The sequence below is a fragment of the Pseudomarimonas salicorniae genome, from assembly GCF_023156535.1.
GTDB classification, from domain to species: domain Bacteria; phylum Pseudomonadota; class Gammaproteobacteria; order Xanthomonadales; family Xanthomonadaceae; genus Pseudomarimonas; species Pseudomarimonas salicorniae.
Genome location: NZ_JALNMH010000017.1, coordinates 36,698 through 51,469, shown reverse-complemented (window position 1 = coordinate 51,469; position 14,772 = coordinate 36,698). Strand labels below are relative to the sequence as shown.

Annotated in this window: 12 protein-coding genes; 6 read left to right on the top strand and 6 right to left on the bottom strand. The window is 69.2% G+C overall.

Annotated elements, in window-relative coordinates; translation table 11 throughout:
* Positions 1-445 precede the first annotated feature (445 nt).
* Positions 446-1,012: an NUDIX hydrolase gene (locus M0G41_RS17290; RefSeq protein ID WP_248211362.1), complete on the bottom strand. Its 567-nt coding sequence runs from the start codon at positions 1,010-1,012 to the stop codon at positions 446-448.
* Positions 1,013-1,080: 68 nt separating this feature from the next.
* Here M0G41_RS17290 and nhaC point away from each other — a divergent pair, with 68 nt between their 5' ends.
* Complete coding sequence (gene nhaC, locus M0G41_RS17285; protein ID WP_248211359.1) at positions 1,081-2,553, top strand: Na+/H+ antiporter NhaC; 1,473 nt, start codon at positions 1,081-1,083, stop codon at positions 2,551-2,553.
* A gap of 52 nt (positions 2,554-2,605) precedes the next feature.
* Positions 2,606-3,967: a sodium-dependent transporter gene (locus M0G41_RS17280; protein ID WP_248211358.1), complete on the top strand. Its 1,362-nt coding sequence runs from the start codon at positions 2,606-2,608 to the stop codon at positions 3,965-3,967.
* Positions 3,968-4,572: 605 nt separating this feature from the next.
* Here M0G41_RS17280 and M0G41_RS17275 read toward each other — a convergent pair.
* Positions 4,573-6,066, bottom strand: a complete 1,494-nt coding sequence (locus tag M0G41_RS17275; protein WP_248211357.1) for a DNA recombination protein RmuC — start codon at positions 6,064-6,066, stop codon at positions 4,573-4,575.
* 96 nt (positions 6,067-6,162) lie between these two features.
* Positions 6,163-6,501, bottom strand: coding sequence for a high-potential iron-sulfur protein (locus M0G41_RS17270; protein WP_248211356.1), 339 nt, complete (start codon positions 6,499-6,501; stop codon positions 6,163-6,165).
* Between the two features lie 153 nt (positions 6,502-6,654).
* On the opposite strand from M0G41_RS17270, the gene M0G41_RS17265 reads away from it, so the two are divergent.
* Genes M0G41_RS17265 through M0G41_RS17250 form a run of 4 tightly spaced genes read left to right on the top strand, consistent with a single transcriptional unit; the run spans position 6,655 to position 10,001 of the window.
* Positions 6,655-7,296 (top strand): methylthioribulose 1-phosphate dehydratase, encoded by a 642-nt coding sequence (locus M0G41_RS17265; RefSeq protein WP_248211355.1) that lies wholly within the window; start codon positions 6,655-6,657, stop codon positions 7,294-7,296.
* Between the two features lie 35 nt (positions 7,297-7,331).
* Positions 7,332-7,886, top strand: a complete 555-nt coding sequence (locus M0G41_RS17260; protein WP_248211354.1) for a 1,2-dihydroxy-3-keto-5-methylthiopentene dioxygenase — start codon at positions 7,332-7,334, stop codon at positions 7,884-7,886.
* Positions 7,883-8,581, top strand: a complete 699-nt coding sequence (gene mtnC, locus M0G41_RS17255; protein WP_248211352.1) for an acireductone synthase — start codon at positions 7,883-7,885, stop codon at positions 8,579-8,581. The genes M0G41_RS17260 and mtnC overlap by 4 nt, the downstream gene beginning before the upstream one ends.
* Positions 8,562-10,001 carry a C13 family peptidase gene (locus M0G41_RS17250; protein ID WP_248211349.1) on the top strand — a complete coding sequence of 480 codons (1,440 nt, stop codon included), beginning with the start codon at positions 8,562-8,564 and terminating at the stop codon, positions 9,999-10,001. Before mtnC ends, M0G41_RS17250 begins: the two co-directional genes overlap by 20 nt.
* A gap of 448 nt (positions 10,002-10,449) precedes the next feature.
* On the opposite strand, the gene M0G41_RS17245 is transcribed toward M0G41_RS17250, so the two are convergent.
* From M0G41_RS17245 to M0G41_RS17235, 3 genes are read right to left on the bottom strand one after another with little or no spacing between them, the layout of a single operon-like run.
* A complete protein-coding gene (locus M0G41_RS17245; RefSeq protein ID WP_248211346.1) occupies positions 10,450-11,346 on the bottom strand; it encodes a glycerophosphodiester phosphodiesterase family protein in 897 nt (298 codons plus the stop codon).
* Positions 11,343-12,908, bottom strand: a complete 1,566-nt coding sequence (locus M0G41_RS17240; RefSeq protein ID WP_248211344.1) for a calcineurin-like phosphoesterase C-terminal domain-containing protein — start codon at positions 12,906-12,908, stop codon at positions 11,343-11,345. The genes M0G41_RS17245 and M0G41_RS17240 overlap by 4 nt, the downstream gene beginning before the upstream one ends.
* Positions 12,905-13,951 (bottom strand): GGDEF domain-containing protein, encoded by a 1,047-nt coding sequence (locus M0G41_RS17235; RefSeq protein WP_248211341.1) that lies wholly within the window; start codon positions 13,949-13,951, stop codon positions 12,905-12,907. Before M0G41_RS17235 ends, M0G41_RS17240 begins: the two co-directional genes overlap by 4 nt.
* Positions 13,952-14,772 lie beyond the last annotated feature (821 nt).

Here is a 14,772-nt window from a genome sequence, read left to right as displayed (position 1 = left end):
ACGCACACGGTCGAACGCCCGAACAGCAACCGCCACGCCAGACATCAGGAAAGCAAAGAAGCAAGCAACCAGAGGTTGACAGTGGACGGCACATAGAAGGAGCGCACATGGGCGCGACCGCGGGGCGTCGTGTTGCCGCGGTGCGGCATGAGACCGCAGCGGCGCGGTCGCGGGCAAGCCCCCTACTACAGGAGAAGCGCTTCGTCGCCATTGTGAGAGGGCCCTTGGGCCCGACCGTGGGGCGGGAGCACACCGTAGGTGACGGAAGGTCGAAACGCTGCGGAAGGTCCAATCGCTACGGTCGGGGGCAAGCCCCCTCCTACAGGAGGTGCGCTGCGATTCAGCGATCTGGACGGCGGTTCGGTGGCAGCTGCGTGTCGAGCAGGCTCGGCACCTACGGGCGTCCCGGCGATCCCGCAGGGCGCAGCTTGCTGCGCTGGCCACCTCAGTCAGCGGCGTCGGCCCTATCGCGGGTCAGCCATTGTCGGGCCATGCGCCTCAGGGAGGGGTCGAGACTGTCCTCGTCGACAAGCTCGGCCACCTCGCGCCAGGCCAGGGCGCTGGATTCTTCGCTGACCACGAAGTCGGTGCTGGCGCCGGCGCGGACGACGAAGCGCACGTCGTAGTGCCAGTGCTCGGGCTCGGCGCCGCGGGCGGGGATGGCGTGGCGGTCGATGTCGAAAATGGCCGGTTCGACGCTGAGGCCGGTCAGGCCCGATTCCTCTTCTGCCTCACGCAGGGCGACGGCGCGCAGGTCGGGATCGCCGTCGGCGTGGCCGCCGAGCTGCAGCCAGCGGCCGAGTTTGGCATGCAGGGTGAGCAGGCTGCGCTGTCCTGACGGGTCGACGATCCAGGCCGAGCCGGTGAAATGGCCGACGAGATGACTGCGTTCGAACACCGCCCCCTCCCCTTGCAGGAACTCGAGGAACAGGTCGACCTCGGGGCGCCGCGTCGGCCAGCGCCGGGCGAAGTCCTCGAGGGCGGCCTGCAGGTCGAAGGGAGCGTGGGGCATGGGCAAGGGATCTCTCGTTCAGGAGCCACACAGGATAGACTCACGCCCTTTCCCATCGCAGGGCCCCCATGAGCGAGTCGTCGACACCCCGCGCGCCGAGCCTGCTGCAGGCCCTGATCCCGCTGCTGGCATTGGTCCTGATGCTGGGCGGTTCCGTCTGGCTGTTTTCGGACAGCGCGTCCGCCGGCCCCAACCAGATCGCCCTGCTCCTGTGCGCCTGCCTTGCGGGCATCATCGGCCTGCGCAACGGCCTGGGCTGGAAAGACATCGAGGAGGCGATGGTCTCCGGCGTCACCCTGGCGACCAGCGCCGTGTTCATCCTGCTGGCCGTGGGCGCGCTGATCGGCACCTGGATCCTCAGCGGCACGGTGCCGACGATGATCTATTACGGCATCCAGATCATGGATCCGTCCTGGTTCTACCCGGCGACCTGCTTCGTCTGCGCCCTGGTCGCGCTGACCATTGGCAGCTCGTGGACCGTGGCCGGCACGCTCGGCGTCGCCCTGATCGGCGTGGCGCATGGTCTTGAGCTGTCGCCGGCGATCACCGCCGGCGCGGTGATCTCGGGCGCCTACTTCGGCGACAAGCTGTCGCCGCTGTCGGACACCACCAACCTCGCCCCGGCCGCAGCCGGCAGCGAGCTGTTCGCCCATGTGCGCAACATGACCTGGACCACGGTGCCGAGCATCGTGCTGGCCCTGATCGGATTCGCCATCCTCGGCGCCGGCGTCGAGACCCGCAGCGGCGCGGCCGGATTCGGCGAATTGCCGACGGCGCTGGCCCAGCAGTTCACGCTCGGCTGGCACCTGCTGCTGCCGCTGCTGCTTGTGTTCGGTCTTGCCGTGGCCCGCGTGCCAGCCTTCCCGACCATCCTGATCGGCGCGCTGACCGGTGCCGTATTCGCGGTGATCTTCCAGCCCGACTTGGTGGTGGCGCGCGCCGGCAACGAGGCGCTGGACCGCGGCTGGGCGATGCTGGCCGGGGCCTGGCTGACGCTGGCCGACGGCTACACGTCGGAATCGGGGGTTAAGTCGGTCGACGAGCTGCTGAGCCGCGGCGGCATGTCTAGCATGCTCAATACGATCTGGCTGATTCTCTGCGCCATGGCCTTCGGCGCGGTGATGGAACGCACCGGCCTGCTCGAACGGCTGATCCGCGGCGTGCTGGGACTGGCGCGCAGCACCGGCGCGCTCATCTCGGCGACGCTGGGCACCGCGCTCGGCAGCAATATCCTGGCGGCCGACCAGTACATGTCGATCGTGCTCACCGGGCGCATCTACCGCCCCGAGTACGAGCGCCGCGGCCTGCATCCGCTGAACCTGTCGCGGGCGCTGGAGGATGCCGGCACCCTGACCTCGCCGCTGGTGCCGTGGAATACCTGCGGTGCTTACATGGCGGCGACGCTGGGCGTAGCCACCCTCGACTACCTGCCCTTCGCACTGTTCAACCTAATCAATCCGCTGGTGGCCGTGGTTTTCGCCTACGCCGGATTCAAGATCCTCCGCATCCAGCCGGAGGCGCAGGTCCAACAGCGGGCCTGACCCCGGCAACGCCAGAACGCCGCACCTCGCACACACAGGGAGCACCGACACCATGCAGCAGTCCTCCGTCCACGGCATGTGGTCCTCGCGACTGACATTCATCCTCGCCGCGGCGGGCTCGGCCGTAGGGCTGGGCAATATCTGGCGCTTTCCCTACCTGACCTCGGACAACGGCGGCGGCGCCTTCGTCCTGGTCTATCTCGCCTGCATCCTGCTCTGCGGCCTGCCGGTGCTGATCGCCGAGATCCTGATCGGCCGCCACGGCCGGCACAGCCCGGTGAACACCTTCGAGTCGATCGCCAAGGAAACCGGCAGCAGCCGCGCCTGGTCGGGCATCGGCTGGATGGGCATGCTCGCCGGCGTGCTGATCCTCAGCTTCTACAGCGTGGTCGCGGGCTGGACCCTGCACTACACCTGGCTCTACGTGCAGGAGGTGTTCGGCGGTGAGGGCATCACCGATGCCGGGGCCACCTTCAACGCACTGCTTGGCAACGCCGGCGAGCTGACCTTCTGGCACGCGATCTTCATGGTCATGACCCTCGTCGTGGTCGGCCTCGGCGTGGAAAAGGGCCTTGAGCGTGCGGTGAAGTTCCTGATGCCGGCCCTGCTGGTGATGCTGCTGGTGCTGGTCGGCTATGGCGCCACCACCGGCCATCTCGGTGAGGCCGCGGCCTTCCTGTTCACCCCGGACTTTTCCAAGATTGACGGCGGGGTGTTCCTCTCGGCCATGGGCCAGGCCTTCTTCAGCCTGAGCCTTGGCATGTGCACGATGATGACCTACGGCGCCTACCTGCCGCGCAATATCTCGATCCCGCGGGTATCGGTCAGCGTGGCGCTGACCGATACCGGTGTCGCCCTGCTGGCGGGCCTTGCGATCTTCCCGATCGTGATCCAGTACCTCGGCACGCCCACCGGCGGTGGCCCGGGCCTGATCTTCGCCTCGCTGCCGGCAGCCTTTGCCCAGATGGGCGCGATCTTCGGGCTGATCTTCTTCGCACTGCTGGCGATTGCCGCCTGGACCAGCTCGATCTCGCTGCTGGAGCCGGCCACGGCCTTCCTGGTCGAGCGCACGCCGTTCTCCCGCAAGGTCTGTGCGGCCGGCGTGGCGGTGCTGACCTGGATCGTCGGGCTGGCCTCGGTGCTCTCGCTGAACCACTGGTCCGAGGTGCGCATCGCCGGCTTCGCGATCATGGATTTCATCGAGCTGCTGGCCAACGACTTCATGCTGCCGCTCGGCGGCCTGCTGACCGCCATCTTCGCCGGCTGGGTGCTGTCGCACCGCATCGTCCGCGAGGAGTTCGAGGACGTGCCGGACATCGTCTTCAAGGGCTGGACCGTGCTGGTGCGCTACATCTCGCCGATTCTCGTCGGCGTGGTCCTGGTGCGAGGGGTGATGGACAAGCTGGGCGCCTGAGTCGGGCAAGCCGTTCGTGCTGAGGGTTCGAAGCATGAACGGCGATGCCATCGTGCGGGTTCGCCCTTCGATACCTCAGGGCGAACGGGCTGCGTGGAAGGCCGCGTAGGCTGCGACTTCGAAGGCGCGGACAAACTGCAGACTGCGGAGGGTTGAATCGCTGCGGTTGCGGCCAAGTCCGCTCCTACACAGGAAGCGCCTCGTTGCCCTTGTGGGAGGGCCTTGGGCCCGACCGCGGGCGTCGTTCTGCCACGGTCTCATGTGAATCCGCGGCGCCGCGGTCGGGGGCAAGCCCCCTCCCACAGGAAATGCGCTTCTCCGCCATTGTGGGAGGGGCCTTGGGCCCGACCGCGGGCGTCGTTCTGCCGCGGTCTCAGGTGACTCCGCAGCGCCGCGGTCGGGGCCAAGCCCCCTCCTGCAGGAAATGCGCTTCTCCGCCCTTGTGGGAGGGTCCTTGGGCCCGACCGCGGGCGTCGTTCTGCCACGGTCTTATGTGAATCCGCGGCGCTGGGGGCGTGGCCGTTGCCGTGGGGCGGTTCGGCGAGATCTGGGGGTACGTCGGTGCGCCGGGGCGCACCCTATGGGGGCCGAGCGCCCGGGCGCCGCTAGTCCTCGCCGGGGTCGCCAGGCTCGTCGCTGCCGGCCTGGCGGACCAATGCGTCGGGGAGCTGCTTGCGCGACTGGGCGCCGAGGTCGGCCAGGGTCTGGACCTGCAGGACGATGCTGCCCTTGCCGCCTTCGGTGAGCCGGCGCAGGGCCTTGGCCTGCGCCTTCTGTGCCTTGTCCAGCTGCTGGCCGATGGTCTCGATCTCCTCGACCAGGGACACGAAGTAGTCGTAGAGGCGGCCGGCGCGCTGGGCGATCTCCTGAGCGTTGAGGTTGCGTCGCTCGATCTTCCACAGATGGGCGACGGTGCGCAGGGTGGCCAACAAGGTGCTCGGGCTGACCAGGGCGACATTGCGCTCCAGCGCGTAGACGTAGAGTCCCTCGTCGCGGCGGATGGCCTCGACGAAGGCGGCCTCGACCGGGACGAACATCAGCACGAAGTCCAGCGTGCGCAGCTCGCCAAGCTCGGCGTAGTTGCGTCCGCTGAGCTGGTCGACATGTCGCTTGAGCGAAGCGACATGTTCGCGCAGGGCCTGCTCGCGGGCGGCGTCCCCCTCGGCAACCACGTGGCGCTCGTAGGCGACCAGGCTGACCTTGGAGTCGATGACCAGGTCGCGCTCCTCGGGCAGGCGGACGATGACATCGGGGCGTGAACGGCCGCCGTCCTCGTCGCTGAAGCTGGTCTGCACCAGGTACTCACTGCCGGCACGCAGGCCCGAGGCCTGCAGGATGCGCTCCAGCACCAGCTCACCCCAGGCGCCCTGGGCCTGGCTGTCGCCGCGCAGGGCGCGGGTCAGGTTGATCGCGTCCTCGCTGATCTTCTGGTTCAGCTGCTTGAGCGACTGGATTTCCTGACTGAGTGCGCCGCGCTCGCGGGCCTCGGCGGCGTGGGTGGCGGCGAGCGCTTCGCGGAACTGCTTGAGCTGCTCGCGGAGCGGCTCGACGATGCCACCGATCTCCTTCTGGCTCTGCTCACCGAAACGCTTGCTGCGCTCGTCCAGAAGCTGCTGGGCGAGGCTCTGGAAGCTGTCGCGCAGGCGCTGCTCGGCGGCGGCCAGCAGGGCGAGCTTCTCCTCGTTGGCCTGCAGCCAGGTCTGTGCCCTCGCCTCGCCCTCGGCGTGACGCGCCTGCAGCGAGGCCATCTCGGCGCGACTCTGCGTAAGCTGCTGCTGGGCGGCATCCAGCGCTTCGCGCAGCGGGGGGATCTGCTCGAGCCGCGCGCGGTCGGCGGCGTAGCGCTCGGAGACCTCGTCCAGCTCCTCGCGCAGGGCGCTCATCTGCGCCTCGTTGCGCTGGGCCATCTGCTGCTCGCGGGACAGTTCGTCCTGCAGCACCTCGACGCGGCCGCGCAGGCGTTCCAGTTCGGGCTCCTTCTCCAGCTGGCCGCGCCGGTACTCGGCCGCGGCCCGGCCGCGCAGGAAGAGGGCGCCGATCAGCAGGCCCGCGATCAGGCCGCCGGCCGTCCACCAGAGCAGTTGGATGTCAATCGCCAAGCCGGGCTCCGCACAAACGAAAAGGGCCGCGCAGTGTAGCGCGGCCCTTTTCTCACCCGGCGAGACCGGGCGCGGGAAGTGAGGCTGGTTTCCGGATCAGGCTTTCTTGGCCCAGGCCGAACACCAGCCGTCGGAGGCGACGTTGTAGCCAGGGAACAGCTGACAGGGGCGCCATGCCGCGCCGTCCGGTCCCTGGATGAACTGGCAGTTGGCGCAGTTGCTGCCCGGCTTGAAATTCGGATGGGTGGACTTGCTGGCGTCCTCGATATACGCCAGCGCCTTGGCCTGGGCATTGTCGAGCGGCAGCTTGGGCAGGTCCTTGTCCTGGGCAAGGGCCGGACGGCCCAGCTCGCGGATCACCATGGGCAGGCTGGCCGCAACCGCGGCAGCGCCCACCAGGAATCGGCGACGGGACTGGGAATCGGAACGGTTCATGGCATCTCCTTGGCGGCGGCTTAGGATGGCGAAAGGGTAGTCGCCCGATGGCGATGATCGCGCGAAGAAACCGGGCGGCGCCTTGATCCGGAGCAAGCGGATCGCCCGCCCGCGAATCATGCGCCTTTCAACATGGAACGGTACACTTTGGCGATGGCTACCCTCCCCTTTTCCGCCAACGACTTCCACCGCTGCGCCCAGGCGCTGATCGCAACCACCCGCGAGCTGTCGGCCCGCGGCTGGACGCCGGCGACCAGCAGCAACTTCTCCCTGCGCCTTGACGACCGCCACGCCGTCATCACGGTGTCGGGCCGCGACAAGGGCCGGCTGACCGAGGCCGATTTCATGGTGGTCGACTGGCGCGGCCGGGCCGTGGCCAGCGAGCACCGCCCTTCGGCGGAGACCCTGCTGCACACGCGGCTGTACGAGCGCTTCGAGGACGTCGGCTGCGTGCTGCACACCCACTCGCATGCACAGACCGTGGCCTCCAGGCTGTTCGCCGAGGCCGGAAGCGTCCGGCTGGCCGGCTACGAGCTGCTGAAAGCGTTCCCGGGGCAGGACAGCCATGACACCGCGGTGGAACTGCCGGTGCTGCCGAACAGCCAGGACATGCCGGCCCTGGCCGACCAGGTCGACCGCATGCTCGACGATCACTCCCTGCCCGGCTACCTGATCGACGGCCACGGGCTGTACGCCTGGGGCGCGGACCTGGATGCCGCGCGCCGCCACCTCGAAGCCTTCGACTTCCTCCTCGCGGCAGAGCTCGACCTGCGCCGGCTGCGCGCCAGCGTCTGAGCCCTGCTCCGCGCCCACGAAATACGGAACCCGACATGAGCCGACTGCGCATCTTTTCCGAATCCGATTCCCACGTGCCGCTGTTCGCCAGCCGCGAGGCCTCGGCCATCGCCGACCAGCTGGGCGCGGCCGGGGTCCGCTTCGAGCAGTGGCCGCTGCGCCCCCTGCCGGAGAAACCCAGCCCGGAACAGGCCATCGAAGCCTATGCCGAAGACATCCAGCGGCTGAAGGACGAAGGCGGCTACCAGGCCGTCGACGTGGTCAGCCTGCACCCCGAGCATCCCGACCGCGAGGCGCTGCGGAAGAAGTTCCTCAACGAGCACACCCACAGCGAGGACGAGGTGCGCTTCTTCGTCGCCGGATCGGGCCTGTTCACCCTGCATATCGGCGAGAAGGTCTTCGAGGTGCTCTGCGAGGCCGGTGACCTGATCAGCGTGCCGCACGGCACCCGGCATTGGTTCGACATGGGCCCGACCCCGCACTTCGTCGCGATCCGCCTGTTCACCAATCCCGCGGGCTGGGTGGCGAACTTCACCGGCGACGACATCGCCGAGCGTTTCCCCCGCTTCGAGCTGGGCCAGGCCGCGTGAAGCCCTGCGCCATCCTCACCGATATCGAAGGCACCACCAGCAGTATCGCCTTCGTCAAGGAAGTCCTCTTTCCCTACGCGCGCCGCGTGCTGCCGCAGTACGTCGCCAGCCATGGCCGCGAGCCGGAGGTCCGCCGCTGGCTCGACCAGGTGGCGGCGGAGAACGGCGGCCTGTGCAGTGACGCGATGATTTCCGAGGTGCTGCTCGGCTGGATCGATGAGGACCGCAAGCACACCGCGCTGAAGGCGCTGCAGGGCCTGCTCTGGGAAGAGGGCTATCGGCGGGGCGACTTCAAGGCGCACGTCTACCCCGACGCGGTGGCCCGGCTGCAGCTGTGGAAGTCGCGCGGCCACGACCTGAGCGTCTATTCGTCGGGCTCGGTGCCGGCGCAGAAGCTGTTTTTCGGGCACAGCGAGGCGGGCGACCTGCGCCCGCTGTTCAGCCAATGGTTCGACACCGAGATCGGCGGCAAGCGCGAGGCCGACAGCTACCGGCAGATCCTCGGCAGGCTGGAACGGCCGGCCGAAGAGGTGGTCTTCCTCTCCGACGTCGTCGAGGAGTTGGACGCCGCCCGCGATGCCGGACTTGCCACCGTGCTGCTGGACCGGCGCAGCGACTACCCCACCCCCCGCCTTGGTGAGGCCACCCACGACCACCGGCGCGTCGAACGCTTCGATGAGCTCAGCCTGGACTGAGCAACCCGTTCCCGCGCGAGGCCGCGGCCCGCGCTCCGGATGGATCGCCGCCGCGCTGCAGCTGGCCGTGCTCCGCCGGCCGCGGCAGCGGCTCGGGCCGGGCGACCTCGGCAGGTTTGCCGTGGCCGCGGCCATCTGGCTGCTGGCCGGCCTGCTGCTCGACGATCTGCTGATCGACACCCCGCGGGTGTTCAGCGAGTGGGCGCTGACCGAGCGCAGCTTCCCGCTGCTGCTGGCCCTGGCCGGCGCCGCCCTGGTCTGCGCCCTGCTGCGTCGTTCCGGCGTGGCCCTGGGCCTTGCCAGCATCGTCCTGCTCGCTCTGCTGCCCGGCACCTTGCTGTGGATCTGGGTGCAGGCACGATTCGAGCCCGGCGGATGGCTCGCCCGCCTGCCCATGCTGTACCTCGTCCTGTTTGCCGTCCAGCTTGCGCGCTGGGCCGGCGCGGCGGCCCCGTCCTGGCGCCGCGGCGGCGCGGCGCTGAGCGCGGCAGGCCTGCTGCTGGCCGCCTGGATGCTGGTTCCCGACTCGCCCTGGTGGTGGACATCGGAGCCCGAGGACGACGAGGCGGCCTTTGTCGAAGAGGATTCGCCCAGCCTCGACGGCATCAGCGCGGAGCAGCTCTGGCAGACCCAGCCCGACATGCTCGATGCGGCGCTGGCCCGGCTCGCGCCCCAGCGCCCCGACAACGTGGACCTCTATGTGTTGGCGCTGGCCGGCGACGGCAACGAGAACGTCTTCCGCAACGAGGTGGGCTACGTACGCCGGCTTGCCGAACAGCGCCTGGGCGCAAAGGACCGGGTGCTGAGTCTGGTCAACCATCCCGATACCCTCGACGCCGCGCCGATCGCCAGCGTCAGCAACCTGCGCCGCGCGTTGCAGGGATTGGCGCGGGTCATGGACACCGAGGAGGACCTGCTCTGGCTGTTCATGACCAGCCACGGCAGCGAGGACCATCAGCTCTACCTCGGCCTTGATCCTCTGCCGCTGGACTGGCTCGATCCCGCCACCCTGCGCCAGCTGCTCGAGGAGGCCGGCATCCGCTGGCGGGTGATCGTGGTCTCGGCCTGCTACTCCGGCGGATTCATCGAGCCGCTGCGCGACGAGCACAGCCTGCTGATCACCGCGGCGCGCGCTGATCGGCCCTCCTTCGGCTGCGGCGTGCAAAGCCAGATCACCTGGTTCGGCGAGGCCTTCCTGGTCGAGGCGCTGAACCAGGGGCTGGGCTTCGACGCGGCCTACCGCGAGGCGCGCCGGCGCATCCGCGAGCGCGAGCGCGAGGAGGAAGAGCGGCCTTCCTATCCGCAGATCGCCCTCGGCCAGGCCATCGCCCCACGGCTCGAGGCCTGGCGCGCGACGCTCGGGGATTCGCCCCGGGTCGAATTCGAGACCGGGATGCCGGTGGCGCCCGGCGGGGAGTAGTGCATCGCCGCCTAGCCGTTCGTGCTGAGGTATCGAAGCATGAAGGAAGCTGCCTTCGTGCGGCTTCGCCCTTCGATACCTCAGGGCGAACGGGCTGCGTGGAAGTCCCCTAGACCGCGCCTGCGAAGTTGCGGGCCCCCCGCGGGCTGCGAAAGGTCGAATCGCTGCGGTCGCGGCCATGTCCGCTCCTACACAAGAAGTGCTTCCTGGCCCTTGTGGGAGCGTCCTTGGGCGCGACACTTGGGCGTCGTACTGCCCCCCTCTCAGGTGAATCCGCAACGCTGCAGGCGCGGCCATCTCCGCTGCACAAAGAAGCGCCTCGAAGCGGTTGTAGGAGCGCACATGGGCGCGACCGCGGAGCATCGTTCTGCCTCGGTCTCATGTGAACCCGCAGCGCTGCGGTCGCGGCCATGTCTGCTCCTACCGGAGAGGTGACTCGTGCGACGCCCTACACGCTCGCCGTGGACATCGTCCGGATCACTCGCACCGCGCTGGCGGGGTAGTCACAGAACAGGCGGTCAACGCCCATGCGGGCCAAGGCAGCGACTTCCTCGGCGGCGCTGGCGAAACCGGTAAGGGGCTGGTCATCGCGGATCGTCCAGGCGTCGACGGTGAGGCCGCGGGCATGGAGCGCCGCGACCAGGGCCTCGCCCTGCCCTTCGCCCGCCAGCAGCAGGCGCCGCGAGAGGGCCAGGCCAGACAGCCAGCTGCCGTGGGCCTCAAGCGCCGCCTGCGGATCGCCGCTGGAGTCGACCAGCAACATGCCGGGCAGCCCGGTGGCGTCGACCACCCGGCGCAGGGTGACGGGCTCGAAGCACTGAACCAAAAGTTCCACCCCTTCAGGCAGCGACCGCGCCGCCTCCATGAAGGGCGGCACCGGATCAAGCCCGCGCTCGGCCAGCTCCAGCGGATGCTTCAGCTCTGGGTACAGCACCACCGGGCGCCCGCGCGAGGCCGCCTCGCCGGCCGCCCACTCGATCATCTGGGCAAAGGTCGGCGGCGGGAAGCGGCCGTTGTAGCCCTGCTCGCGCAGCGGGAACGGCTGGAGGGCGCCGAGCCCGCTGATCTCCTCGGCATCAAAGTCCCAGCACCACCAGTCACCCTCGCGAGCGCGGCCGGCGAACGCAGCCCGGCCGGCGATATCGGTGCTGCGGGCAAGGCCGAGATCATGGCGGCAGATCAGCCGGGCGTCGCGGCTCATCACCAGGTCCGGCTCGATGATGTCGGCGCCCTGGGCCAGCGCCGCGCGGTAGCCGGCGATCACGTGCTCGGGATACTCGCCGCTGGCGCCGCGGTGGGCGATGATCTTCGGCGCGCTGCCGTCGAGGGTTCGGAAGCCGTTCATGGCCAGTCGGCGATCCGGTAGCGGGTTTCGGCGCGCAGCTCGCCGCGCCAGCGATCGAAGACGCGGACCTCGATCCGGTGCTCGCCGAGCTCGAGATCGGTCGGCAGGTTGAGCATGAACAGATGAGTCGAGTCGACCGCTTGAGGCAGTCGATTGAAGCTGCGCAGCTCGCCGGCCGCATCGTCGGCCAGGTTGATGGCGAGCATGACGGGGTCGGCTGCCTCGACCCGGCGCATCGGCTGCCAGGGCCCGTCGCCGATTCGCGCCTCGACCCGGCTGTCCGAGTCGGCCATGTAGACATTGGCCACCACGGGCACGCCGGGGTAGGCGCCGCGCCGCAGCACCTTGGGCGCGTGCAGGTGCATCGCGGGGTCGTCGGCGTCGCGCGCCGCGGTCCAACGCAGGCGATAGTCGCCGCCAGGCTCGACCATCAGGGTGGCGTAGCCGTTGGGGGTGCCGTCGGCCATCCGTGCATCGGGCACGCCCTCGGCATCCGGCAGGCCGCCCCAGTAGCCGCCGCAGGTGGCGCCGACGTTGTACTCGTGCAGCGGCTCGGCGCCGTGCCAGCCCTCGGCTTCGCCGTAGAAGACATGCCGCTGGGTGTGGCTGTGTGCGCTGAGCACCAGCACCTTGTCGAAGCGACGAAGCAGGGCGAACAGGCGCTGGCGGTCCGCCGCGTCGAAACTGCCGAACAGCGGGATGTGGACTGCAAGCACCACCAGCCGATCGGCGGGGAGCGCGCCGAGATAGGCCTCGAGAAAGGCGAGCTGGTCTTCCCGAAGGCCGCCTGCGTAGCGCCTCGATTCGGGATCGTAGATCACGTCGTCCAGCCCGATCACGGAGACGCCGGGCTCTTCCCAGGCAAGGGTGTCGGGTCCGAAGTGGGCGCGGAAGGTCTCCAGCGAGCCGGCATCGGTGGCCGCGTCGAAGTCCAGATCATGGTTGCCCGGCACATGCAGCCAGGGAGTGTCCAGCCGCCGCATCGCGGCCAGCATCGATGGATACAGGGAGAGGTCGTCGTCGACGATGTCGCCGAGCGTGATGCCAAGGCGTGCCGGCCGGCCGATCAGGGGTTCGACGATGTCACGACGGAAGTGCTCGACCTCGAGGGCCGATTTCGGCTGCGGGTCGCCGAACACGCGGATCTCGAACGGATCGTGGACCGCAGGCGCCGGGCGCAGTACGAACGTGCCGCTGGCCCGCGAGCGCGGCAGGCCACCGTAGCGCAGCCCCCTGCTCGCCTTGCGCCGTTCGTGCTGCCAGATGTCCGGCAGACCGTCGGCGCGCAAGGCCGGCTGCCAGTCGGCAGGCTTGATCAGCAACAGGGTGTCACCGTCGCGAAGCGTGATGCGGTAGCGCCCGTCGGGGCCCGAGCGGACCAGCTCGCGGCCGTTGGACAGCGCGACGCCGCCGATGCCCTCGCGCGGCCGGTCGGCGCGGCCGTCGCCATCGCGATCGGCGAGTACGCGACCTTCGAGGACACGCGTTGCGGTTCCGGCCGTTGCCGGACCGCCAGCGCACAGCAGGAGCAGCAGGACGCATGCGGCGCTGATCCGGCTCATCGTTTCTCCACCCGGTTGCGGCCCTTCTCCTTGGCCTTGTAGAGCGCCTGGTCGGCCAGCTTGAGTACCTCGCCGGCGCTGCGTCGCTCCTCGCCGCGGTCGGCGCAGCCCGCGCTGATGGTCACGCTGACATCCTTGGTGGCGGCCGCGGCCTGCTCGCTGCGTCGCTTGCGCGGCGCGGGCACGGCCACCCGGGCCGCCTCGACCGCACCGCGGGCACCTTCCAGCGTGCGCATCGCCGAGCGCAGATCGCCTCGCGGGAACACCGCGCAGAACTCCTCCCCCCCGTATCGGAACACGTTGCCGCCGCCATGCCGGCGCAGCAGGCCGCCGACTTCGCGCAGCACGATATCGCCGGCATCGTGGCCATAGGTGTCGTTGAAGCCCTTGAAGTGGTCGATGTCGATCATCGCCAGACTGAAGGGACCGGAAAGCCGGGACAGCGTCTCATCCAGCGCGCGCCGATTGGGCAGGCCGGTCAGGGTATCGATGAAGGCCATCCGGTAGCTGTGGTAGAGGATGGCGACGATGATCAGCACTGCCGCGGCGAGGTAGAGCACGCCAGCCGACTGACCGCGCCCGACTGCCGCAGCCGCGGGCAGCAGGGCAAGGGTGAGTCCGAGATCGATGGGCTGCCCACGCCAGACCCAGCGCCCGAGGCAGACCATGCTGGCAACGAAGCAGAACACGAAACCGGAAACCCTTGGCGCCTGCCCGCCCAGCGGGAAGGCCGCGGCATCGCCCATCGCCTCGAACAGGCGCGGCGGGGCCAGCATCACCGGACCGACGATCAGCAGGATGGCGGCAAGAAGCGCGGCATGCCGGCGCGAGGCAAGCCGAGGCTCGCTCATGGCCGCGCAGACCAGCAGCAGCAGGGGGCCGAATCGCTGCGCGGCGAAGATCTCCCGCGCCTCGCCAAAAGCCAGGGCGGCCGCCATCAACGCAAGGACCAGGCTGAGCTGCGCCGCCCGATAGCGGTGGAAGGAGACTGCCAGCACGCAGGCCAGCCCCAGAGCCAGTACGGCCACGACAGAATCGAGCATCAGTGTCGCCCGCCCCCCGGCGGCAGAACCCGGACCCGCCGCTCATTCCGTTTGACTATCCAGCCGGACAGCATGTCCCCCCAGGCGCTCCGTTGCCCAACCGTGGAACGCTAGCACAGCCCGGGCACGCCTTCGGCGCTGGCGTTCGCGGATTTGGCGGCTCGGTCTGTCCCCTACCCTGCTGCGTATGCCCCGGGACTGTTGGGACTGGGTTATCGAGTCCTGAGCGGCCAGCGCACGCCAAGGGCCCGAGCCGCTGGTGCTGAGGTATCGAAGCACGATCGGCCTGCGGCAGCGTGGAGGTCGCCCATCGATACCTCAGGGCCAGCGGGCTGCGTGGAAGTCCCCGTAGGCCGCGACCGCGAAGGATGGCCCCAACCTCAAACTGTGGCAGACCGGCGGCGCCGCGGTCGCGGGCAAGCCCACTCCCACAAAAACTTCGCTTCGCCGCCGATGTGGGAGGGTCCTTGGGCCCGACCGCGGAGATCGGTTCTAACCGCGGCCCGTACAAGACCACACGCTCCCTGAAGCCGTTCGTGCTGAGGTATCGAAGCATGAGCGGCCTGCGGCAACGTGGAACTCGCCCCTCGGTACCTCAGGGCGAACGGGCTGCGTGGAAGTCCGCGTAGGCCGCGACTGCGAATGTTCGCCCCCGCTTCAAACCGTGGCAGATTCGCGGCGCTGCGGTCGCGGGCAAGGCCCGCTCCTACAGGAGAAGCGCTTCGCCGCCATTGTGGGAGGGTCCTTGGGCCCGACCGCGGAGATCGGTTCTGACCGCTGCCCGTACAAGACCGCGCGCTCACGCGAGCCGTTTGTGCCGA